16 protein-coding genes and 1 pseudogene are annotated in these 22,007 nt (G+C 75.0%); 12 read left to right on the forward strand and 5 right to left on the reverse strand.

Annotation, left to right across the window (positions count from 1 at the left end; translation table 11 throughout):
• Together ACIA79_RS19605 and ACIA79_RS19610 are read right to left on the reverse strand one after the other, a co-directional pair.
• A pseudogene (locus ACIA79_RS19605) lies at positions 1-280 on the reverse strand (hypothetical protein); the annotation flags it as partial.
• A 722-nt stretch (positions 281-1,002) separates the two neighbouring features.
• Positions 1,003-1,983, reverse strand: a complete 981-nt coding sequence (locus tag ACIA79_RS19610; RefSeq protein WP_399429651.1) for an Acg family FMN-binding oxidoreductase — start codon at positions 1,981-1,983, stop codon at positions 1,003-1,005.
• 543 nt (positions 1,984-2,526) lie between these two features.
• On the opposite strand from ACIA79_RS19610, the gene ACIA79_RS19615 reads away from it, so the two are divergent.
• The 4 genes from ACIA79_RS19615 to ACIA79_RS19630 all read left to right on the forward strand — a co-directional run bounded on the left by ACIA79_RS19615 (position 2,527) and on the right by ACIA79_RS19630 (position 6,521).
• The gene (locus ACIA79_RS19615; protein WP_399429652.1) at positions 2,527-2,619 is read left to right on the forward strand and encodes a DUF6766 family protein; all 93 of its coding nucleotides are present in this window, start codon (positions 2,527-2,529) and stop codon (positions 2,617-2,619) included.
• A gap of 456 nt (positions 2,620-3,075) precedes the next feature.
• Entirely contained in the window at positions 3,076-3,639 is a 564-nt protein-coding gene (locus tag ACIA79_RS19620) for a hemerythrin domain-containing protein (protein ID WP_399429560.1), read from the forward strand.
• Between the two features lie 299 nt (positions 3,640-3,938).
• The gene (locus tag ACIA79_RS19625) at positions 3,939-5,180 is read left to right on the forward strand and encodes a PP2C family protein-serine/threonine phosphatase (protein ID WP_399429653.1); all 1,242 of its coding nucleotides are present in this window, start codon (positions 3,939-3,941) and stop codon (positions 5,178-5,180) included.
• Positions 5,181-5,348: 168 nt separating this feature from the next.
• A complete protein-coding gene (locus ACIA79_RS19630; protein WP_399429561.1) occupies positions 5,349-6,521 on the forward strand; it encodes a glutamate--cysteine ligase in 1,173 nt (390 codons plus the stop codon).
• Positions 6,522-6,708: 187 nt separating this feature from the next.
• Here the strand turns inward: ACIA79_RS19630 and ACIA79_RS19635 are convergent, their stop codons facing one another.
• The gene (locus ACIA79_RS19635) at positions 6,709-7,122 is read right to left on the reverse strand and encodes an arsenate reductase ArsC (protein ID WP_399429562.1); all 414 of its coding nucleotides are present in this window, start codon (positions 7,120-7,122) and stop codon (positions 6,709-6,711) included.
• 116 nt (positions 7,123-7,238) lie between these two features.
• Between ACIA79_RS19635 and ACIA79_RS19640 the strand changes: the two genes are divergently transcribed.
• From ACIA79_RS19640 to ACIA79_RS19650, 3 genes are all read left to right on the forward strand, one after another.
• Positions 7,239-7,553 (forward strand): ArsR/SmtB family transcription factor, encoded by a 315-nt coding sequence (locus ACIA79_RS19640; protein WP_399429563.1) that lies wholly within the window; start codon positions 7,239-7,241, stop codon positions 7,551-7,553.
• A gap of 45 nt (positions 7,554-7,598) precedes the next feature.
• Complete coding sequence (locus ACIA79_RS19645) at positions 7,599-8,390, forward strand: aquaporin (protein ID WP_399429564.1); 792 nt, start codon at positions 7,599-7,601, stop codon at positions 8,388-8,390.
• A gap of 361 nt (positions 8,391-8,751) precedes the next feature.
• Entirely contained in the window at positions 8,752-9,648 is an 897-nt protein-coding gene (locus tag ACIA79_RS19650; RefSeq protein WP_399429565.1) for an SGNH/GDSL hydrolase family protein, read from the forward strand.
• A 66-nt stretch (positions 9,649-9,714) separates the two neighbouring features.
• Here the strand turns inward: ACIA79_RS19650 and ACIA79_RS19655 are convergent, their stop codons facing one another.
• Both ACIA79_RS19655 and ACIA79_RS19660 read right to left on the reverse strand, forming a co-directional pair.
• Positions 9,715-11,343, reverse strand: coding sequence for an alpha/beta fold hydrolase (locus ACIA79_RS19655; RefSeq protein ID WP_399429566.1), 1,629 nt, complete (start codon positions 11,341-11,343; stop codon positions 9,715-9,717).
• 8 nt (positions 11,344-11,351) lie between these two features.
• Positions 11,352-12,548, reverse strand: a complete 1,197-nt coding sequence (locus ACIA79_RS19660) for a macrolide family glycosyltransferase (protein WP_399429567.1) — start codon at positions 12,546-12,548, stop codon at positions 11,352-11,354.
• 266 nt (positions 12,549-12,814) lie between these two features.
• On the opposite strand from ACIA79_RS19660, the gene ACIA79_RS19665 reads away from it, so the two are divergent.
• From ACIA79_RS19665 to ACIA79_RS19685, 5 genes are all read left to right on the forward strand, one after another.
• Positions 12,815-13,192 (forward strand): CU044_2847 family protein, encoded by a 378-nt coding sequence (locus ACIA79_RS19665; protein ID WP_399429568.1) that lies wholly within the window; start codon positions 12,815-12,817, stop codon positions 13,190-13,192.
• Between the two features lie 19 nt (positions 13,193-13,211).
• A complete protein-coding gene (locus ACIA79_RS19670) occupies positions 13,212-17,510 on the forward strand; it encodes a trypsin-like peptidase domain-containing protein (protein WP_399429570.1) in 4,299 nt (1,432 codons plus the stop codon).
• Positions 17,495-18,058: an LppP/LprE family lipoprotein gene (locus ACIA79_RS19675; RefSeq protein WP_399429571.1), complete on the forward strand. Its 564-nt coding sequence runs from the start codon at positions 17,495-17,497 to the stop codon at positions 18,056-18,058. The genes ACIA79_RS19670 and ACIA79_RS19675 overlap by 16 nt, the downstream gene beginning before the upstream one ends.
• A gap of 190 nt (positions 18,059-18,248) precedes the next feature.
• Entirely contained in the window at positions 18,249-18,743 is a 495-nt protein-coding gene (locus ACIA79_RS19680; protein WP_399429572.1) for a MarR family winged helix-turn-helix transcriptional regulator, read from the forward strand.
• 156 nt (positions 18,744-18,899) lie between these two features.
• Complete coding sequence (locus tag ACIA79_RS19685; protein ID WP_399429573.1) at positions 18,900-21,941, forward strand: BTAD domain-containing putative transcriptional regulator; 3,042 nt, start codon at positions 18,900-18,902, stop codon at positions 21,939-21,941.
• The last annotated feature ends 66 nt before the right edge of the window (positions 21,942-22,007 follow it).

The raw sequence follows: 22,007 nt of genomic DNA on the forward strand, positions 1-22,007 counted from the left end.
CGCCGACGGTGGCGAACAGGCCGCCGCCGGTGTGCACGCCGCCGCGCGGCTTGTCGTGGTTGTCCTTGCCGTACTTGTCTTCGTCCTTCTTGGACTCGTGGTCCTTGCCGTACTTGTCCTCGTCCTTCTTGTCCTCGTCCTTCTTGGACTCGTGGTTGCTGCTGTAGGAGTGGTCGTCCTTCTCCCGGTCGCCGGCGCTGAAGGCGTAAGCGCTGGGGGCCGTGATCGTGAGGGCGGCTGTGACAGTGACTGCAGCGAGGAGAGTGCGAGCAGAACGCATGAAGAGATCCTTCCGTCGCAGCCTGCGTCAGCTGACGTGCTGTCTGCTAGTGGGACCGCAGCGGCGACGTGGCTACCGTCAGCCAGGTACGCGCCGCTCACCACTCGGGCTGGTATCTGGGTGAAAGCCTGTCCCGTGAATGGAGGAAGCACGGGCGTGTCGCGGCCGGCCCGCCTGCGCCCGCTCCGTCGCCGTCCGGTGGGTACCGGCGGCGGGCGGGGGCGCATCGCGATGAGCCCGGGGTGAGAGGGGCGGACGGGGCATGATGCCGACCGAGCACAGCAGGCAGGCGGAAGGGCCGAGCGGGGCGAGGACGGTCCGTGGGCCGTGACCCGCGACGGGCGTCAGGTCACGCCGGGCTGTCCGTGCGAGGGGTGACGCGCGAGCACGGCCTCGCCCTCGCCGAGGTCTGGCTCGCCCTGCCGGATGCCCAGCCGAGCCCCCGGCACCCTGCCTGACGCCTGACGCCTGACGCCTGACGCCCGACGCCGATGCCTGACGTCGGACGCCCGACGCCTGACGCCGGACGCCCGGCCGCGGGGGGGGGGGGGGGGGGGGGGGGGGGGGGGGGGGCGGGCGGGCGGGGGGGCGGGGGGGGGGGGGGGGGGGGGGGGGGGGGCGGGGCCGCGCGCGCCCGCCGCCCCCCCCCCCCCCCCCCCCCCCCCCCCCCGCGGCGAGCACGCCGCGCACCGTGCGCGACGGGACACCGCTCGCGCCCGCGTTCAGGCGACCTCCAGTACCTCGCTCACGGGCCGGCGTGGGGTCGGCGGCACGTCCGGCCCGTAGCCCAGGCGGATCACCATCTGCGGATGGCCGGCGGAGGACAGCGGGTCGCGCAGCGCCCACCGGAGCTCCGGCCATTCCAGGGCCTGGGAGTTGAGCGTGGTGGCCAGCCCGTCGAGGCTGGCCTCCAGCAGCACCCGCTGCATCGCCTGCCCCGCCAGGAGCCAGTCCGCCGGGGCGTCGCCGGGCGTTTCGAGGACGGCCAGGGACGGCAGGCGTTCGAAGACGGCCGCGGGGCGTTCGTCAGGGCCGGAACCGGCGGCGAAGTCGCGCACGGGAGCCCGGCCGTCGTACCGGCGCGGTCCGAAGGCGTACGCCGGGACGCCGTCGGCACGGTCCTCCGCGCCTGCGGTCGGCGTCCAGTGGGTGATCTCCTCCCGTACGGCAGGCGAGAGCGCTTCCGCCGCCTCGGCGGAGGCGATCAGCTCCAGCACCGTGGTGAGGTGCCACGCGCCCGGGAAGGACAGGTGGGCCCCCTCCGCCCGGGCGGCGGCGCACAAGCCGTCGCGCAGCTCCGGCGCCACCGGCTCACCGGTGAACGGCTCCCGGTTCGTCCGGCGCCGGCGGATCGCCGGGTACAGCGGGTCCAGGTCCGGCTGCCCGGCCGGTCGTACGAAGGTGAGCGCGGCCAGCACCCGCGTGTCGGCGGTGTCCGGAAGCAGCCGTACGCGCGCCGTCCAGCCGGCGTGCGCCGCGGCCACGCGCAGGGTGAACAGAGCGGCCCCGCACCCGATGTGCAGGCCACGACGGGCCGGATCGGTACGGGGCATGGCGCGCGAGGCGTCCATGTCCAGCAGCAGGGTGCCGGTGTCGGGCTGCCAACGGAAGCGCCACGGCTGGGCGTTGTGCATGGAAGGGGCCAGGACCGCGTCGCCGACCCACGAGGTGACGGTCGCGGTGTCCGGCATCGTCCGGGTGATCATGAAGGGCTCCCTCAGGAAGGTCGACCGACAGGGACGGTCCGGGTTCGCACCGGCGCGGAAGGTGCCTTCGGCCCGGCCGGCACCCCGGTCCGGGAGATGGCGATGCGTGCCCGGCCGCGGAAGTCGCCGTTGCCACCTCCCTCGTCCACGTCCGAGACTCCGCTTCCGGCAGCCCGCGTGCCAGGGCCGACGGTCCCGCCGGGATGGGCCGACCGGCTCTCGTACGCCCACGGCCGGGGCGCCGGCGACTGTGGTCGTCCCCCGGTTGCGGGGGCATGAGCGGGGATGTCCCATGAGCCGTGACGCATGGCGCGTGACCGACAGGCCGGGCTCGTGTCCGCCCGGGCCGCGGGGAGGCAGGATGCGAGGACGCTGGTACGGCACAGGGGCCACGGTGCCGGCGGTCCTCGCCACGGCCGGAGCGTGCGGCACGCTCTCCGAGCGGCGTGACGAGGTCGCCGCGGAGGTCACCCGCTTCGAGCGGGCGCTGGGCACCGGGGAGCACGAGCGGCTGTGCTCGGCGCTCGCGCCCGCGCCTCCATGGCCCTCTTCGCCATCTGCCTCAGGCAGCGTGGATCCCCGGAATCCCAGCCCGTCGGCGCGGCCCACGGCGCCACGGGCGTCGAGGAGTGAGCCACCGGAGCACCAGAGCACCGGCGACTGGCCGGTGCCGCCGCCCGCCGTCGGCCACCGGAGTGAAGTGCGCCGCCGGTGCGGGGCCGTCGGCGTGTCGCGTGGGACGTATCCGTGCTGGGTGCGGAAGCAGCGCCCAGTGCCGGTACCGCCCGGCGACGGCGTGCGTGCGGTGTGAAGGAGCACGTGGTGGTGCGTACCCGGACGACGCCGACGGCCGCTCGCGTGACGGCGCCCGGCCCGGCATCGGCAGCTCACCGCTCCGCGCCCGCTCCGGTCGGGTGCGCCGGCGTGAGCAGCGCCGTCGGCCGCCCCCGCCGCCCACCCGCGGCCGGATCGGCGCGTGTGCGCCCACGGCCGACGGGCACACGCGAGACGCGGTCGGCCTCCGCGGACGGACAGGGAGACGGCCGGTCCCGCGCACACACCCGAACGAGGAACGACAAGGAGCGGACCATGGGACACGGCGGAAACGTCATTCAGGAACTGACCGCGGACCACCGCGAGGTGGAGGAGCTCTTCGCGCGGATCGAAGCGCTCCCGGCGGGCGACGGGAGGCGGCGCGAGCTGGCGGACCAGCTCACCATGGAGCTCATCCGGCACGCGGTCGCGGAGGAGGAGTACCTGTACCCGACGGTGCGCCGGTACGTCGACGGGGGGGACGACCTCGCCGACAAGGAGATCGCCGATCACAGCGAGGTCGAGCGCATGCTGAAGGAGCTCGAAGGCTGCGAGCCCGGCGACGGCAGGTTCGACACGCTGATCACCCGGCTGCGGACGTCCGTCGGCGCGCACGTCGCCGACGAGGAGAACCGGCTGTTCGGCCTGCTGGCCGAGTGCTGTTCCCCCGGAGCCCTGGACGAGCTGGGCGAGAAGGTCCGCTCGGCCAAGAAGACGGCACCGACCCGCCCGCACCCGTCCGCACCGGACACCCCGCCGGCGAACAAGCTCCTCGCGCCGGGCACCGGCATGGTGGACCGCCTGCGCGACATGCTGACCGGGCGCGGCCGGCAGGGCTGACGCCCACCGCGACAGGACGGACGGGACCGGCGAGGCCCCCGCCACCGCGCGCGGGCGCGGGCGGCCCGCCGTCCGTCCTACCGCGGCGCCCTGCGGGAACGGGGCAGACGAGGGGCGCCGAGCGCACGGATGGCGCCGAGTGGAGGTACGGCGCCGGGCAGCGGGACGGCGCGGAACGAACGGGCCACGCGGGGCAGACGGAACGTGCGGGGGCCGCGCACACTGGGGGTGGGCCGTACCGCCCATGCCGGCCGACGGAAAGAGGAGCCGTGACGGACCGGGACGAAGGCTCCCGGCGCATGCTCGCCGGACTGCTGGCCGAGAGCCATCTGACGCCCTTCGAGATGCTGCCCTCGCGCGTCGCGGCACACGCGCGGGCCGCCGGGCTCAGCGACGTACGGATCTACCTCGGCGATCTCCAGCGTGACGTCCTCCGGCTGCTGACCGGGCGCGGCCCGGACGCCGGTCGGGGCGGTGCGCCGTACGAGAAGGAGCTGACCGTCGAAGGGACGGTCGCCGGGCGGGCGTACCAGTACGGACGCATCCTGCCGGCGGGCGGGGAGGGCGCCACCCACCAGCGGTGGGTCCCCCTGCTGGACGGCACCGAGCGACTGGGGGTCCTGCACCTGGCGGCCGCCGTGGACGACGAGCACACCGTGCAGGACATGCTCGCCCTGGCGGCGCTGGTCGCCATGATGGTGGCCGGCAGCCGGGACACGAGCGACTCCTACGCCCGTCTGACCCGGATGAGCCCCATGAACGTGGCCGCGGAGATGCAGTGGCAGCTGATGCCGCCGCGTACGTACGCCGACGGCCGGGTGGTCATCGGGGCGGTGATGGAACCGGCGTACCAGGTCAGCGGGGACGCCTTCGACTACGCCGCCGCCGCGGACCTCGTCCACCTGTCCGTCTTCGACGCCATGGGCCACGACACCGCGGCGGGCCTGACCGCCAACCTCGCGCTGGGCGCCTGCCGCAATCACCGCCGGCAGGGCACGGGGCTCGCCGAACTCGGCGACGCCATCGAACGGGTTCTCCTCGAGCAGTTCGGCCCCAGCCGCTACGTCACCGGCATCCTGGCGGACCTGGACACGTCGAACGGCCGGCTGAGCTGGGTCAGCCGGGGCCACCACCCGCCGCTCGTCATCCGCGGCGGGCGCTGGACCACCCACCTGCACTGCCGGCCCTGCCACCCGATGGGCACCGACCTCGGCCTGCCCACCCACGTCGGGCGGGAGCAACTGGAGCCCGGTGACCGCCTCGTCCTGTACACCGACGGCATCACCGAGGCGCGGACGCCCGGCGGCCAGGAATTCGGGCTCGACCGCTTCACGGACTTCCTCGTCCGTCACCACGCCGACGACCTGTCCGTCCCCGAGACCCTGCGCCGGCTCGTCCGCGCGGTCCTGGAGCACCACGACGGGCAGCTCCAGGACGACGCCACCATCCTGCTCTGCGAGTGGCTCGGGCCCGCACCGTGGAGCTCCAGGACGGCGCCCCTCGCCGGTGTGCCCATGCCCCCTCCCGACCGCAACGGCTGATCACGGGCTCCGGCCGGGCCGTGTCTCCCCGGAGGCGCGCGCCGGCGCGCCGCCCCTGTGTGCGCGTGGTGACTCACGTGAAGCTTCGAGGCGTAGTTCCGGATCTTCCGGGGCACCCGATGGCCCGAGATGCGGTGACGCCGCACACTGACCCTCCAAGGAGTTCCCGTGACGGTTCGTGTCGGGGTGGAAGAAGAGTTCCACGTACTCGATGTGGAAACCGGAGAGCTCGTTCCGCGTGCCGGTACGGTCCTCCGCGGCCTGCCGCAAAAGCGCTTCACCACGGAACTCCTCCAGTCCGCCGTGGAAACGAACAGCGAGGTGCACGCGACGCTCGACGGCCTGCTGGCCGATCTGAGCAGGTCACGGAGCGACCTGCAGGCCGCCGCGTCCCGGCACGGGCTGGCCGTGGTGGCGGCGGGCACGGTGCCCTTCCTCCACGAGAGCGCGGCACGGGTGACCCCGGGCGGCCGCTACCGCAGGATGGTCTCCGACTACGGCAGGGTCGCCGAGGAGCAGCTCATCTGCGGCCTGCACGTCCATGCCGACGTACCGGACCGGGACACCGCCGTCCGCATGATGTGCCTGATCGGCCCCTGGATACCGGCGCTCCTGGCGATCTCGGCCAGTTCCCCCTTCTGGAACGGGTCGGACACCGGGTACGCGAGCTGGCGCACCATGCTGTGGCAGCGCTGGCCCACCGCCGGCCCGGCGGGCTGCTTCCCGGACGCCGCGGCCTATGACGCGGCGGTGACCGAGCTCATCGACTCCGGTGTGGTGAACGACCCCGGGATGATCTACTACGACCTCCGGCCCTCGGACCACCAGCCCACGCTGGAGCTGCGGGTCTGCGACTCCGTCCCCCGGGCCGAGACCGCCGTCCTGATCGCGGCTCTGTTCCGGGCCCTGGTGATGCGGGCAGGGGCACGCCTGGCGAACGAGCCCGCGCCCCGCTGCCGGGGCCGGCACGAATGGCTGCGGGCGGCGACCTGGCGGGCTGCGCGGTCGGGCCTGGAAGGTGACTTGATCGACCCGGTGTCCCGACGGCCCGCGCCCGCGCCCCGGGTGATCCGCACCATGCTGACCCGGCTGCGCGCCGAGCTGGAGGCGTGCGGCGACTGGCCGACCGTGCTGGAGCTCGCGGACAGGGCGCTGGCGGATGGCAGCGCCGCACACCGGATGCGGCGTACCGCCGCCCAGGAGGACCCACTGGCCTGCGTGGACGAGCTGATCGCGATGACCGCTGGTGCCGGGCGTCCCGGCAGCCGCCGGACCGCGCCCCTGCTGCCCGTCGCCCGCGCGGACCTGCACCGCGGGCAGGTGGAGGCCATCGGCGGCTGAGCCGGGCAGCCGCCCGCCTTCCGGCCGGTTGCCCCCACGCTCCCAACAGCCCCGCCGGCAACCCGGCGGGGCTCGACCGAGCGGGCCGGGCGCGGGACCGCGGGCGGGCGCAGAATCCCGGCGGGGTGCCTGATCCGGGCCGGACGCCCTGCCCGGCCCCTGGCGTCGCGCACCTCCGGCCCGGCGCTCACGACGCGGCGTCCGGGGCGATCTCCCGGATGAGCCCCTCGACGAGCTTCCTGATCTCGTCACGGATGGGGCGTACCGCCTCGACGCCCTGGCCGGCCGGGTCCTCCAGCTTCCAGTCCAGGTAGCGCTTGCCCGGGAAGACCGGGCAGGTGTCGCCGCAGCCCATGGTGATGCAGACGTCGGACGCCTTCACGGCGTCCACGGTGAGGATCTTCGGGGTCTCGGCGGACATGTCGATGCCCACCTCGCGCATGGCCTCGACGGCCGCCGGGTTCACGTGCTCGGCGGGTGCGGAGCCGGCCGAGCGGACCTCGACACGGTCCCCGGCCAGGTGGGTCAGCCAGGCGGCGGCCATCTGGGACCGGCCGGCGTTGTGGACACAGACGAACAGCACGGAGGGCTTGTCGGACATCGAGGTCTCTCTTGCTCGGAGCGGCGGGGGAGGGGAGCGGGGAAGCGCGGGCGGCGCGGATGTCTGCCATCAGCGCGCGATGGTGTCAGCCACCACTGATGTGAAAGTATCAGTACATGATGACGTCAGTCGACACTGAGCTGATCCGGGTCCTCGCCGACCCGCTGAGGCTCCGGATCGTGACCCTGCTGGCCCGTGAGACCCTCTGCACCACCCACCTCGTGGAGGAGACCGGCGCCCGCCAGACGAACCTGTCCAACCATCTGCGGGTGCTGCGCGAGGCGGGCGTGGTGGAGACCGAGCCCTGCGGCCGTTTCACCTACTACCGACTGCGGCCGGACGTCATCGACGGCCTCGCAGGGTCCTTCGCGGAGCTCGCCGCCACGGCCCGCGCCACCGTGGAGAACGACACCAAGCGCGCCTGCCCCTGACCGGGGCGCCCCGTCCCCGCCGCCAGCCCTGCCCGAGGAGTCCCGTTGAGCACCGCCGAGGCCGTACCCGCGACCACCACCGATGAGCCCGGCGCGGCATCCGCCGGGCCGCAGCCCGCCCCCGGCGCGACCCCGCCCCGCGCGCCCCTGGTCGCGCGGGCGACGGCCGAGCTGGTGGGCACCGCCGCCCTGGTGGCGGTCGTCGTCGGCTCGGGGATCCAGGCGACCGGGCTGACGGACGACGTGGCACTGCAACTGCTCGCCAACTCCACCGCCACGGTCTTCGGCCTCGGGGTGCTGATCGCCCTGCTCGGCCCGGTCTCGGGTGCGCACTTCAACCCGGTCGTGACCCTCGCCGAGTGGTGGACCGCCCGCCGCGGCGGCGCGGGAGTCACCGCCCGCGACGCGGCGGCGTACGTCCCGGCCCAGGTGGCCGGTGCCATCGCGGGCGCCGTGCTGGCCGACGCGATGTTCGGCCGCCCGCTGGTCCAGTGGTCCTCCCATGACCGGTCCGCCGGGAACCTGCTGCTCGGCGAGGTCGTCGCCACGGCCGGGCTGATCCTGCTGATCTTCGGCCTCGCCCGGACCGACCGGTTGCGCTTCGCGCCGGTCGCGGTCGCCTCGTACATCGGTGCGGCCTACTGGTTCACCTCGTCGACGTCGTTCGCCAACCCCGCGGTGAGCATCGGGCGGGCGTTCACCGACACCTTCGCCGGCATCGCCCCCGCTTCCCTCCCCGGCTTCATCGCCGCCCAGCTCCTCGGCGGCGTGGTGGGGCTCGCCCTGGTGGCGGTCATCTTCCTGCGCGGCAAGGCGGAGCCCCGGCACGAGGCGTGACCCCGGCGTCCGGCCGTCCGCCGCCCCGCGGGCGGCCCGTCCAGCCGGTGTACCGGGGAGCCGGACGCACCGGACGGCTGCTGACCGCCGCGCCGCGACGCGCCCCAACTGCCGGTGCGCGCCGGGCATTCGGCCCGTCGGCGGGTGTGGAATGTGCGCGCGGCGCGTGCCTGTGGCGGATCTTGATCGTTCACTGGATATCCGGCGTGGCAGTCGTGCTCCGCCGTCGCTCTGCCCCCGCCCCGAAGGGCGAGGAGGCCCCCCGGTCAGGGGTGTTGGTGCGTGGTCTCGTGAACGGAGTCTCGTGGTGCGTGTCACCAGGTGTTGGTGGAGGTCGGTTCGGCGCAGGATGCTGCGCTCCATGGTGCGTGCCTACGCGTCGCTGGTGGTGCGGGGCCGGTTGTGGGACGGCAGGGAAGTCCCCTCACCCGCCGGCCGTTACGGGCCCCCGGACGGCCCCGCGCTGCCGCTGGTGATCCTGGGCGATTCCTCCGCGGTGACGGTGGGGGTCCGCGAGCGCGACGAGACGAACGGGGCCCGGCTGGCCGGCGACCTGGTGGCACACCTGGGGTGCGCGGTGGAGCTCACGGTGCCGGCCCGGGCGGGGGTGACCACGGCGGGCATGGCCCGCCAGGTCCGCGAGGTCGTGCTGCGACCCGACCGGGGCGTGGCGGTCGTCCTGGTCGGCGGCAACGACGTGATGCTGCCGGCCGGTCTGCGCCGCCCGGCAGCCCACCTCGGCCGCTACGTACGGCAGTTGCGGACCGCCGGATGGCAGGTCGTGGTCGGTTCGTGCGCGGACATCGGGGCGGCCCCGGCGCTGCGCCGCAGCGTGCGGCGGCTGGCGAGCGCACGGTCCCGGGTGCTGGCGCGCCGCCAGGCCGCCGTGGCGCTGTCAACCGGGGCGGTGGTGGTGTCCCTGACCACGGACGCCTTCCGGCAACGGCCCGAACTGCTCTACTGCGCCGACGGGTTCCACCCCAACGCCGACGGCTACCTGCTGTACCAACGGCGGGCGGCGGTCGCCGTGCGCGCCGCGGCCGGACTTGTCCCGGTCGGGACGCCCCCGGTACCGGGCGAGCCGGCGGACGGGACGTTCACGGACCCGCACCGCGCGTCCCGCCACGTCACCCGGGAGCCCGGAGCCTGCTTCATCCCCGCCCAGTGCACCGGCCGGGTGCTGATGCGCCGCTATGTCCCCGCACCGCAGCAGGAGCCGGGGACGAGCCCCTCGGCCCTGACGCCGACCACCACCTGACCCGCCGCCGCACAGGTCCCGTGCCGTCCGGTGCTCCTGGAGAGCGCCGTACGGCACGGGAGCGTCTCACCGCCGGCGGACGCCGGTCAGCGGGGCGGTCAGCCGCAACGACGACGGCACCACCTCGATGACGGCACCGACCGGGTGCTCACCGGTGTAACGGTGGTCGACGGTGTCGAACACCACGCCCAGGCGGTGCCCGGCGGGAACGTCCCACGCGGTGGCGGGCAGCCGCAGGGTGAACCGATGCGCCGTACCCGGGATCCGCCCGCGGAAGGTGTACGGTGCGTGCGCCAGCAGCCGCGCCGACCCCAGCGGACCGACGTCGTAGAGGTGGCCGATGACGGTTCCGTCGGCGCTGCCGGGCACCAGCACCCCGTCCAGCAGGGCGTGACCGCGCAGTGCGGCGGCCCCCGACAGGGGCGCGCCGAGGGAGGCGACCGCGGCCGGGGGAGCGAGCAGCGGCCAGGCCGTCACCGCGGGTACGCCGGCGGAGTCCAGCGGGCCGGCAAGGGGGAACGGACCGGATTCGGCAGCCGAGGCGAGCCCGCCCACCAGGGCTCCGGCCCCGGGCCCCGGCTCCAGCGGTACCGGCCGGGCCGCCTCCTGCAGGGCACTCCAGCCGGCGTACTCCTCCAGGGGACCGCCCGTCCGCGGCTGCAGCACGACCGGCGGTGTCGAACGCTGCCCCGGAGCCCTCCGGCCGCGGTCCCGCACATGCCGGTCCAGCCAGTCCGCCGCCCGCTCCCAGACCGGGGGCCTGGCCACCACGCCCGTGGCGGCGGTGTGGCTGTCGGAGTGGCCGCCCCGGTACATGCGCAGCTGCCGGGGGCCGGTGAGCAGGTCGAGAAGGGCGCCGGTCCCTCCGGCGGGGACGAGCGGATCGTCCCACTCGCCCACCATGAGGACCGCCGTCCCGTTGCGGTTCAGGCCGTCCACGTGCGTGAGCGGTGACCGCTCGCGCACCCAGGGCGCCGACTCGTCCAGTTCCCCGGCCGCCGCCCGGTCGAACGCCCGCTCCACGTCCGGGCCGTACCGCCCGTCCACCCGCCCGAAGAGTTCCTGGAACCGCAGGACACCCGTCACGCGGGTGCCGTTGACACGGAAGCCGTCGGACAGCCGGGCCCACCCGGAGAACGACACCACGGCACGGATCCGCGTGTCCCGCGCGGCGCCGTTCAGCGCGATCACGGCACCGTAGGAGGCGCCGAGGGCACCGATACGCCGCGCGTCGGCGGCGGTGTGCTCCAGCGCCCAGTCCACGGCACGGGACAGGTCCGCCGCATCCGCGGGACCGCCCAGATCCGCGGTGCCGCCGGACCCGCGGAACCCCCGGGGGTCGTAGGCCACCACGACGTAACCGGCCGCGGCGAGCGCCCGGTAGTAGCCCGTACGCGTCACGTGGTCCAGCGGCAGGGAGATCCACGGCCCGGGCACGACGACCAGCGGGAAGGGACCCTGCGCGGCCGGTTCGTACACTCTCGCCGCCAACCGCGTCCCGTCCGCACCGGGCACCGTGGCCTTCCGCACCACGACGTCCAGCGCGTGCGGTGCGCCGGCCCGCGCCGCTCCGCCCGCCACCGGTCCGGCGGGTGGGCCGGGCGCGGCCACGCCGGGGGCCGTGCCCGGCAGACCGGCGAGCACGGCGGCCGCGACCACCGCACCCAGCCGGCCGCCCCTTCCCCCGCCCGGCACCCCGCGGCTCAACACGCCGCGTTCGGACGGTCGGCCAGCACCTTCTCCACCACCTGCGCCGCGGCCTCCGCACCCCCGGCGGCGCGCACCTCCTGCCGCATCCCCGCCACCGCGGCGGCCATGCGCTCGTCCGACCCGACGGCGAGCACCGCCTGCCGCAACGCCTCGGCGGTGGCGCGCTCCCGGGGCAGATGCACCCCCAGCCCGAGCCGCTCGACCTGCTCGGCGTTGACCCGCTGCTCCGCCATCTGCGGCACCACCACCATCGGTACGCCCAGGGACAGCGCCTCCATCACACTGCCCATGCCCCCGTGCGTCACGAACACGGAGGCCGCCGACAGGACGTCCATCTGCGGCACGGCCGCGTGGACCTCCACCCCCTCCGGCACCGGTCCGAGTCCCGCCTCGGCGACCTGCTCGCCGACGCTCAGCACGACGTGCCGGCCCGAGCCGGCGAGGGCCTCCACACACGTCCGGTAGAACTCCGGCCGCCGGTTGAACTGCGAGCCCAGCGACACGTACACCACCGTGCCGGCACCGGCCGGGGCGTGCCACGACCCCTGGAAGGACCGGTCCCCGATCACCGGGCCCACCCAGTGCGCCTGCCCCGCCTTCACCGTCTCCGCCCGCCGCTGGAACGACTTCGTGAGGAAGGCGATGCACCGGGGCGGCGCGAGCGTCAGCGTGTGCACCCCGCCGGGGACGCCGAAGTCGGCCAGTGCTTCGGCGAGTTGGGGAAAGCCGGGAATGGCGGAGATGTCCGCCAGCCCGAAGAACTCCTGCACCAGCCCTTCGTACGGGATGTGCGTCGGAGCCAGCTGAACCGCCGGCACCCCCCACCGCGCCGCCAGCAGCGGACCGGTCCACGCGTACACGTCGTGCAGCACCACGTCCGGCCGGTCCCCGGAGAACGCCTCCTCCAGCCGGGGCAGTGCGCCCAGGTTCACCCCCAGGACCTGCGTCACGCCGAGGACCATGTCCTCCGGCGCCTCGCCCTGCGGCGGTGCCTCGTACAGCACGGGCTCGGCGCCGGCCGCACGCACCTGGCCCTCGAACCCGGGCGTCACCGCGTACCTCACCCGGTGCCCGCGCTGCACCAACTCCCGTACCACGCCCAGGGTCGGCATCACGTGCCCGGCCATCGGCACGTTGAACACGGCGATGTGTGCGCCCCGCGCCGGCGTGACACCCGTCTCGATCCCCATCACAAGCTCCAGTCCTCGGCAGACGGCACGGCCGCCGTGCAAGATCAGATCACCCGCTCAACGGCCCACCCGGGGCCGCCGGGAACGTCCTGGCGGCGATGCCACCCGTACGGGGGACGGGACCCCGCGGGCCGGCCCGGCACGGGCCACCGACCGGCCGCTGTCCGACCGGCCGCACCACGAATGAGCGATCCGGTCACGGGCGCTCCGTGCCGCCGCTAGAGTTCCGCGCATTGCATCGCGTTACGTGGCGGGACGGGGGAGTCATGCCTGATTTGCTCAGGGTGCCACTGGAGAGCGGCGGATCCGTGCTGGTCGAGGTCGACGACGGGCCGCAGGCGGTGGTGAGGGTGTCCAGGCCCGGCGGGATGGTGACCGAGGCGACGCAGACGCTGGAGCGGGGACTGGAGAGCGTGCGGGAAGCGGCGCACGCGGTCCTCGGCAAGGTGGCCGGCCTGCCGCGGCAACCGGACCGGATCACGCTGGAACTCGGACTGAAGCTGTCGGCGGAGGCGGGCGTCTTCCTCGCCAAGACCGCCGGTGAGGGGTCGCTCACCCTCACCCTGGAGTGGGACCGGCAGGAACCGGAGGCCGTGCCCGTGACCCGGCTCGCGGCCGCGCGCGACGGCTCCCCGACGGGCTGAGGGCACGAGGAGACCGCCGGTGCCCGGACCCGTGCCCAACCCCGGGATCGCCCGCATCTGGTCGCGCGGCGCGTGGGCCGCACCGCAGGGCGCCGGGTTCCTCGTCGGCCCGAGGACCGTGCTCACCTGCGCGCACGTCGTGTCGGCCGTCGCCGGGGAGCCCGAAGGCACCCCGCTCCCGGCGGGCTTCACCATCGATCTGGACTTCCCTCTCACCGGGGCGGCCGTACGGCGGCAGACCGCCCGGCTCGTCACGCACGTACCCGTGGGGGAGGACCACTCGGGCGACATGGCGCTCCTCACCCTGGACGAGGAGCCGCCGCCCGGTGCGGGCCCCGTGCGGCTGCTGGACGTGGAGACGGTCCGCGGCCACCCTTTCCGGGCCTTCGGCTTCCCGGCCGGCGACGACGCGGGCGTCTGGTCGCTCGGCACGATCGTGGACGACCGCGGGCGGGGCTGGCTGCAGTTCGAGAGCACCAGCGCCTGCGAGATCCGGCAGGGCTTCAGCGGCACGCCGCTGTGGGACGACCGCTACCAGGGCGCGGTGGGCATGGTCGTCGCGACCGACGGACGGTTCCTCCAGCGGGCGGCCTACGCCATCACCGCCGAGGTCCTCCTCGGCACGCACCCCGTCCTGCGCCGCCACGCCGCCCTGGCGTCACCGTTCCGCGGGCTGGAGCCGTACCGTGAACAGGACGCCGCCCACTACTTCGGGCGGCCCGAGCAGATCACGTCGCTGACCGAGGCGGTCACCACGTCGTCGATCGTCCCCGTGATCGGTGTGTCCGGGGTCGGCAAATCCTCGCTCCTGCACGCCGGTCTCGTCCCCGCACTGCGCAGGCGCGTTGACTACAGCATCGCCTCGCTGGTCCCCGACCCCACCCTCCCGGCGGAGCACATGCTCGCCTCCGCCCTGCTGCCACTGCTCGACGCGCCGACCGGGCCGGCTGCACCGGGCGGGGCCGCTGAAGAAGCCGAGGCGGCCGAGCCGGTCGAGCGGCTGGAGCGGCTCGCCGGACGGCTGCGGGACGGAGCGGCCGCACCCGCCGTCAAGGCGCTGCTCACCCGGGCGGGCACCACCCAACTGCTGCTGATGATCGACCAGTTCGAGGTGTTGTTCCGCTGCTCGCCGGAAGCGGCCGACAGATTGGTCGAACAGGTCGTGGCCATGACCGGGTGGCGCGCCGCCGACGGCGGGCCGCTGGTGCGGTTGGTCTTCGGCCTGCGGCTGGACTTCCTCAAAGCGATGCGGCGCTTCCCCCTCCTCGAGCGGGTGTGCGAATCGTCGCCCGTGCTCGTCGACCGGCTGGGCGAGGACCGGCTGCGGGACGTGGTGCTCTCCCCGGTCGCGGCCTTCCACGGCGCCGTACGGTTCGAGGACAGGCTTCCGGAGCGGCTGGTGGCGGACGCGGGCCGCAGCCCCGGTGCGCTGCCGCTCCTCGCCTTCGCCCTCTCCCTGCTGTGGGAACGCCAGCGCCGGGGCGTCCTCGGCCACGCCGCCTACGAGGAGATCGGAGGGGTCGCGGGCGCCCTGGCGACCCACGCGGAACGGGTCGTCAGGGAACGGCTGGGCGACGTACGCGAGGACGTGCGGCGGCTGTTCGTCCAGCTCGTCCGCCCCGGCGACGGCGGTCTCGACCGCCCGGTCGACACCGGACGCACCGCGCGCCGCCGGGACCTGCCGCCCGCCTGCTGGCAGGCCGCCCAGCAGCTGGCCTTCCAGCGCCTGGTGCACCTCGACCGTGCTCCTGACGGCGCCGAGACGGTCGCGCTCGCCCACGAGGCCCTGCTGGAGCACTGGCCCGCCCTGCGTTCCTGGGTCGACGAGGACCGGAGCTTCCGGAGCTGGCAGGAGCACCTGCGCGAGCGGATCGCGCGCTGGGAGCACAGCGGCCGCGACCACGCCCTGCTGATGCGCGGCTCCGAACTCGGGCAGGCACGGCAGTGGCTGCTCGACCGTTCGCACGACATCCCCGAGGGCGAACGCGCCTACCTGCACGCCGGTCTGGAGCGCCGCCGGCGCCGGTGGGCCCGCAGGGCCGTCGTGGGGACGGCGGTGGCGGCGGTGCTGGGGACCCTGGCCGGAGCCGGCCTGCAGTCGGTGCGCGACAGCAAGGCGGCCGAACTCTCGGCCGGGCTCGTGCATCAGGCGCAGCGGGAGGCGGACTCCGATCGCGAGAGGGCCGCCCTGCTGTCCGTCGCCGCCTGGCGCACCGCGCCCACCCAGCAGGCCCGCGACAACCTCTTCGCCCGGTACCTGGCCGACGCCCCGTACGACGCCGTCCTGCCCGCCGGAGGGACGGTCGCGCAGACGGCGCTGGACGACTCCGGCCGGATCGTCGCGGTACGCACCGTCGCCGGGCGGGTGACGGTGTGGCGCGCACCCGGCGAGAGCCCGGGCGTGGACGGCCCCGCCGAGCCCGGCGGCGATCGCCCGGGGACCGGAGCGGCCGGCGGACCCTCGCCGATCCTCGATGCGGACGGTGTCTCGGCCGTCGCGGTCAGTCCCGACGGCACCCGGCTGGCGCTGGGCCGCGACGGCAACCGGGTCACCGTCCGGGACCTGCGCACCGGCAGGACCCTGCTGACCCTGCGATCCGTGCCCAGCACCGCCAGCACCCTCCAGGCGGTGGACGAACTGCGCTTCGACCGCACGGGACGCCGACTGCTGGTGCACCCCCCGCAGGACGACACCGCGCAGGTGTGGGACCTCGACCGGCCCGCGGCCCGCCCCGTGTCCCTGGAAGCTCTCGACGAGCGCCCGGTGAGCGGTTTCGCCTTCACCGCCGACGGCACGCACGTCGTGGCCTCCGACCCGCTGAGCGACGGGGCCTGGGACACGCGCACCGGCCGTCTCTCCTCCGCTCCGGGCCTCCACGAGCCGGGGTTCGCCCCCGGGCCGCGCCCCGTCAGGGCGGAATGTGCGGACGGCAGGTGGCGGCTGTCCGACGTCGCCGGCCGCGAGCCGGGCGCCGGCCTCTTCCCGAGCCTCCCGTGCACCACGCGGAGCGAGCTGGCCGGTGTCTCCGACCGGCTGGTGCTCACCCGGGACGAGGGCACGGTGACCGTGCACGACAGGGCGACCGGACAGCCCCTCACCGCACTGGCCGAGGACGGCCCCCAGGGGCGTTTCACCCGCTACTCGCCGGCGGCCGCGAGCCGGCGCATCGCGTTCGCCCGCGGCACGGACGTGCTGCTCACCACCGCTCCGGCGCCCGGCTCCCTCGACACCGCAAGGATGTCCGTCTGGGGCGACGCGGACCTGGGCGGGGACGACGCGGACGCCGCGCACTTCTCCCCTTCCGGCCGCCATCTGGTCACGGTGGGCGTCGGCGCGGCGGTCGCGCTGTGGGACCCCGCGACCGGGCGCCGGATCGCGGCCGTCGGCCCCGGCGGGTACACGACGCGCGCGTGGGTGGCCTTCGACGCCGGTGAACGCACCCTGGCCGTACGGGAGATGGCGGACCGCTCGGTGACCCTCTACCGCCTGCCGTCGCTCCAGGTGCTGCGGCGGGTGCGCATCGACGCGCTCCCCGGGTCGCCGCCCCACGACGTCGGGCTCGGCGGGCTGGGGTTCACCCGCCGCGGCCGCCTCGTCGCCCTGGCGGGAGGCGCCGTCTCGCAGTGGGACACCACGACCGGCCGGCAGGTGGGCGGGGCGCTGCTGTTCCGTGAGGACGCGGAGGCCGACCGGCGGCGGTACGCGACCTCTCTCGCGGTCGACCCGGCGGCGGAGCGGATCGCCGTGACGACTCCGGACCTGCGGGGCGTGGAGGTCTGGGACCTGCCGGACCGGCGCCGGCTCGCCGTGCTGGTACCGGGGTTCCGCGCACCGCTCGCCGACCGGGACGCGGTGCGGTTCAGCGACGACGGCCGGCGCCTGCTGCTGGCCGGCAAGGACGGCAGCGCGGAGGTGTGGCAGGCGGACGGCGGACGCCGAGAAGCGGCCGTCCCGGCCGGCTCCGCCCGTACGACGTCGTTCCTGCACGGGACCGGCGAGGTCGTCAGCGTCCGGCCGGGCGCGGTGGAGCGGTTCGGGCCCGGCGGCCTCACCGCCCGGATCCGCATCCCGGATGCCGCCCGGGTACGGGCCGTCGTGCCGTCGCCCGACGGCGAGCGCCTGCTGCTGAGCACGCCGCTGCCCACCGCCTGGGCGACGGTGGCGACCTTCCGGCTCAGGGAGACGTCCGCCGGCGCCTGGGCCGCCGGACTCTGCTCACGCGTCACCCGCAACATCTCACGGGAGGATCTGATCACGGTGCGCTACGGAATGCTGGAGCGGGCTCTGCTGGGGGTGACGGCATGCGACAACGCTTAGGAACCCCTGCCGTCGCGGCGTTGCTCTGCCTGCTGGCGATGACGATGACGATGACGGTGACGGCGTGCGGGGCGGCCGAGGACGGCGTCCCTCCCGCCGCGCGCCCGTCGGTCTCCTTGTGGGAAACCGCGGACCCCTCGGCGAAGCCCTCGGGGGACGGGACGGAACCCTTCGACGCCGACCGTGCGGTGCTCCGCATCAAGCGCCTCGGCTTCACGGCCGACACCGATCCCGCCACCCTCAAGGGCCTGCGCGGACCCCTCCGCGCGATCCACGCGCACTGCACCGGCAGCGTCGACGGCCACTGCGTCTCCGTGTTCTTCTTCCACGGCAACGAATACGCCGGCAACGACGCGACCGGGGTGCGCTCCTCCGCCATCACGAGCCAGGACGGGAAGACGGTCACCCTCTCGTACCCGCAGTTCCTGCGGACCGATCCGCAGTGCTGCCACTCCGGCGGCGAGCGCGCGTACCGGGTGCGCTGGAAGGACGGCAAGGTGGTCTTCTCACCGCCGCTGCCGGAGCACCCCAACGACGCCGGCCGGTGAACCGCGGCACCCCGGTCCGGGGGCCGCGGTTCACGGTGTGCCGCCCGTAGGCGGTACCGCTCATTCCGCTCATGGACGACATCATGGACAGTGGTGTCGGTCACCTGTACGGTGCAGCAACGCGTGGCCGAGAAGCGCAGCATGAGGGACGCGCGGGCGATCCGTGTGTCGATGTCCGGTGGAGGGGGCCGTGGTGCGTGTCGCGACATCCGGTGGGGAGGCCCGCGGCGGTACGAGCGCCGTCGACGCCCTCAGCCGCTCCGCCCTGGCCGTGCTCCATCTGAACGGCCGGTTCATGGCCCTGCTGGGCGACGTGGCGCAGCCGTCCGGACTGAGCGCCGCCCAGTGGCAGGTCCTCCACGCGGTGGGGGCGGGCCCGCAGTCCGTGTCCGGCGTCGCCCGGATGCTCGGCACCACCCGGCAGAGCGTGCAGCGACTCGCCGACCTCCTGGTGGCGCAGGGGCTCGCCGTCTACCGCGACAACCCCGCCCACCGGCGCGCCCGGCTGCTGGCGGCCACCGAGCGGGGGGAGGCGGCGCTGCGCGGGGCCGGCCCCGGTCACGCCGAACTGGCCCGGCAGTTGTGCGGGGAGCTGGGCGGCGAGGACGCACTCCACCGCACCACCGAGGCGCTGCGCGAGCTGTCGCGCGCGTTGTGCACCGTCGCCCCGCACCTGCCGTCCTGAGGCGGGCGAACGGGCACGCCGCCGGTGGCCGCCCCCGACCCGGCGACCGCACGCGGCGCGAACCCGCCCCGGTGGCCCGTCGGTTGGTGTCCGGGCGGCACTCCTTCCTTGTTGTACCGTTACCGACCTGACTCAGGTTGCAGTCCGGGGGGACCGTTGAATCAGCTGGTTTTCAGATTGCTGGGCCCCCTGCTCGTCCAGGCCGACGGGGTCCCGCTCCGCATCAAGGGAAGACGGCAGTCCACCGTCCTCGCGATGCTGCTCCTCTCGGCCGACCGGATCGTGTCCGTCGACACGCTCGTCGACGCGGTGTGGCCCGCATCGCCCCCGGCGACCGCCCGCAACCAGATCGCCATCTGCGTGGCGACCCTGCGCAAGACGTTCAAGGAGGCGGGGGAGAGCGAACTGCTGCTCACCTCCCCGCCCGGCTACGTCCTCGCCCGCGGCGATCACCGCGTCGACGTCGTGGAGTTCCTGCACCAGGCCGAACGCGGCCGGGACGCCGCCCGGCTGGGGCGGACCGAGGAGGCCTGCACGCTGCTGGAGGAGGCGCTCAGCAAGTGGCGGGGCGCGGCCCTCGACGAACTCGGCGGGGAACGCATCGAAGCCGAGGCGGCCCGGCTCGAACAACTCCGCCTCGACCTGATCGAGGAGCGCGCCGGCCTGATGCTGGAGCTGGGGCGGCACCGGGCGCTCACCGGCGAGCTCGGCGAACTGGTGGCCCGGCACCCGCTGCGGGAGCAGTCGCGCGAGCACCTGATGCTGGCGCTGTACCGCTCCGGGCAGCGCGCCGAGGCACTGGAGGTCTTCCGGCAGGGCCGCCGGCTGCTGAACGAGGAGCTGGGCATCGAACCCGGCCCGCCCCTCCAACAGCTGCACGATCTGATCCTGCACGACTCGCCGGAGCTGACCCGCCCGCCCGCCGCGGCGGCGGCGGCATCGGTCACGGTCCAGACGGTGCCCGCCCAACTCCCCGCGGACGTACGCCGCTTCACCGGCCGGCAGCAGGAGCTGGCCTCCCTCGACCGGCTGCTGAGGGAGCCGTACCACCCGCACGCCCCCGCCGTGGCGACGATCGTGGGCGTGGGCGGCGTGGGCAAGACCGCGCTCGCGGTCCACTGGGCGAGCCAGGCCGCCGAACGCTTCCCCGACGGCCAGCTCTTCGCCGACCTGCGCGGCTACGACGAGGAGAACCCGCCGGTCTCCCCGTCCGCCGTACTCGACCGCTTCCTGCGCGCCCTCGGGATGCCCGCCCCGCAGATCCCGGAGGAGCCCGACGAGCGGGCGGCGCTCTTCCGCAGTCTGCTGAGCACCCGGAGAATGCTGATCCTCCTCGACAACGTGCGGTCGTTCGCCCAGCTCAGACCCTTGCTGCCGGGCGGCGGCCGCAGCGTCGTCCTGGCCACCGGCCGGGAGGCCCTCGACGACGTCACCGGCGACTACACCAATCTGCGCATCCGGCTGCGGGTCCTGCCGCCCTCCGAGGCCACCACCCTGCTCACCAAGATCGCCGGTGCGGACCGCTTCGGCAGCGACCCGGTGGCCCTGGAACAGCTCAGCGCGCTGTGCGACTGCCTGCCGCTCGCGCTGCGGATCGCCGGGGCCCGGCTGGCCGCCAAGCCCGGCCTGAGCGTACGGGGGCTGGTGGAGCGGCTGCGCGACCAGCGGCGGAGGCTGGACGAACTGAGCCCGGAGGAGGGCGGGGTGCGGGCGGGCTTCCGCCTGACGTACCGCGACCTGACCCCGGACGCCGCCCGCATGTACCGCAGGCTCGGGCTGCTGCGGACCGCCGACTTCGCGGCCTGGGTCGCCGCGGCCACCGTGGACACCGACCTGTGGCACGCGGAGGAACTGCTCGACCAGCTGGTCGACGCCCAGCTGCTGGAGGCGGTCGACCCGGTGCCGGGCCGGGCGGCCCGCTACCGGTTCCAGGACCTGCTCCAGCTGTTCGCCCGTGAACGAGCGGAGGCGGACGAGACGGAGGAGGAGTGCGACGCCGCGCTGGAGCGTGCCTTCGGTGCCTGGCTCTGGCTCGCCGAGGAGGCCCACCGGCGCCTGGACGGGCGGGAGTTCCCGGTCGGCCGGCCCCCGGAGCCCGCCCCCGGCTTCCTGCGGGGCGCGGCGGACGAGCTGCTGGCGTCCCCGCTGGACTGGTTCGATTCCGAGCGCGCCGCCGTCACCGACGTGGTGGTGCACGCGGCCGAGACCGGCCGGGTCCGGTACGCCTGCGCCCTGACCGAGAGCGCGGTGCCCCACTTCGAGACCCGCAACTACCTGGAGGACTGGCAGCGGTGCGCCGAGGCGTCGCTGTCGTCGGCCCGCCGTACCGGTGACCGGTCCGGCGAGGCCACGATGCTGCGGCTGCTCGGCTCGCTCGCCATCTACCAGCGGCGCTACGAGCTGGCCGAGGGGTGGAACATGGCCGCCCTGCGGCTGCTGCGGGAGACGGACGACGTCCACGGCGCGGCGCTCGCCCAGCGGAACCTCGCCATGTGCGCCCGGTTCCAGGGCGACTGGGACCGGGCGCTGGAGCACTGCCGGGCGGCGCTGGAAGGGTTCTCCGCGGCGGGGGACACCGGCAACCAGGCCCATCTGCTGGGCTACCTCGCCCAGATCGAGCTCGACCGCGGGCAGGTGGAGCGGGCGCTGCCGCTGGCCGTGGAGGCGGTGGAGCTGAGCCGGCGCGCCGGGTCGGTCCGGGCGGAGACCCAGAGCCTGTACCGGCTCGCCGAGGTGCGGCTGCGCGCGGGGGAATTCGACCAGGCCGCCGGGACCTTCCACGAGGTGCTGCAGCTGTCCCGCAAGGAGGGCGACCGGGTCGGCGAGGCCCACGGCCTGCGCGGGCTCGGCGAGACGCAGTGGAGCCAGGGCCTGCTCCCGGCGGCCGGACGCACGCTGAAGCAGGCCCTGGAGATCACTGAGGAGCTGGCCGACCGCTTCCTGTACGCGCGGGTCGAGACGGACCTCGGATGCGTCGATGCGATCGGTGGCGACCACGCGGCCGCGGTGGAGAGGTTCGAGCGGGCCTACGCCGCGCTCGGGGAGGTGGGGGCCCAGCCCTGGCGGGCCGGCGTGATGCGGCTGATCACCGCGGTGGGCGGAGCGGCCGGGGAGGGCGGCGGTGCGGTCGGCACCAGGACGGAACGATCCTTCACGCCCCAAATGCTGCGCCTGCTGCTGGCGGACGGCTCAGGCTGACCGACGGCCCGGCAGGGCGGTCGCGGCGGTGCGCCCCGCGGACGTGGCCGGCGCCCGTACGGCCTC

It is taken from the genome of Streptomyces sp. NPDC051310, assembly GCF_044455245.1.
Taxonomy (GTDB): Bacteria; Actinomycetota; Actinomycetes; order Streptomycetales; family Streptomycetaceae; genus Streptomyces.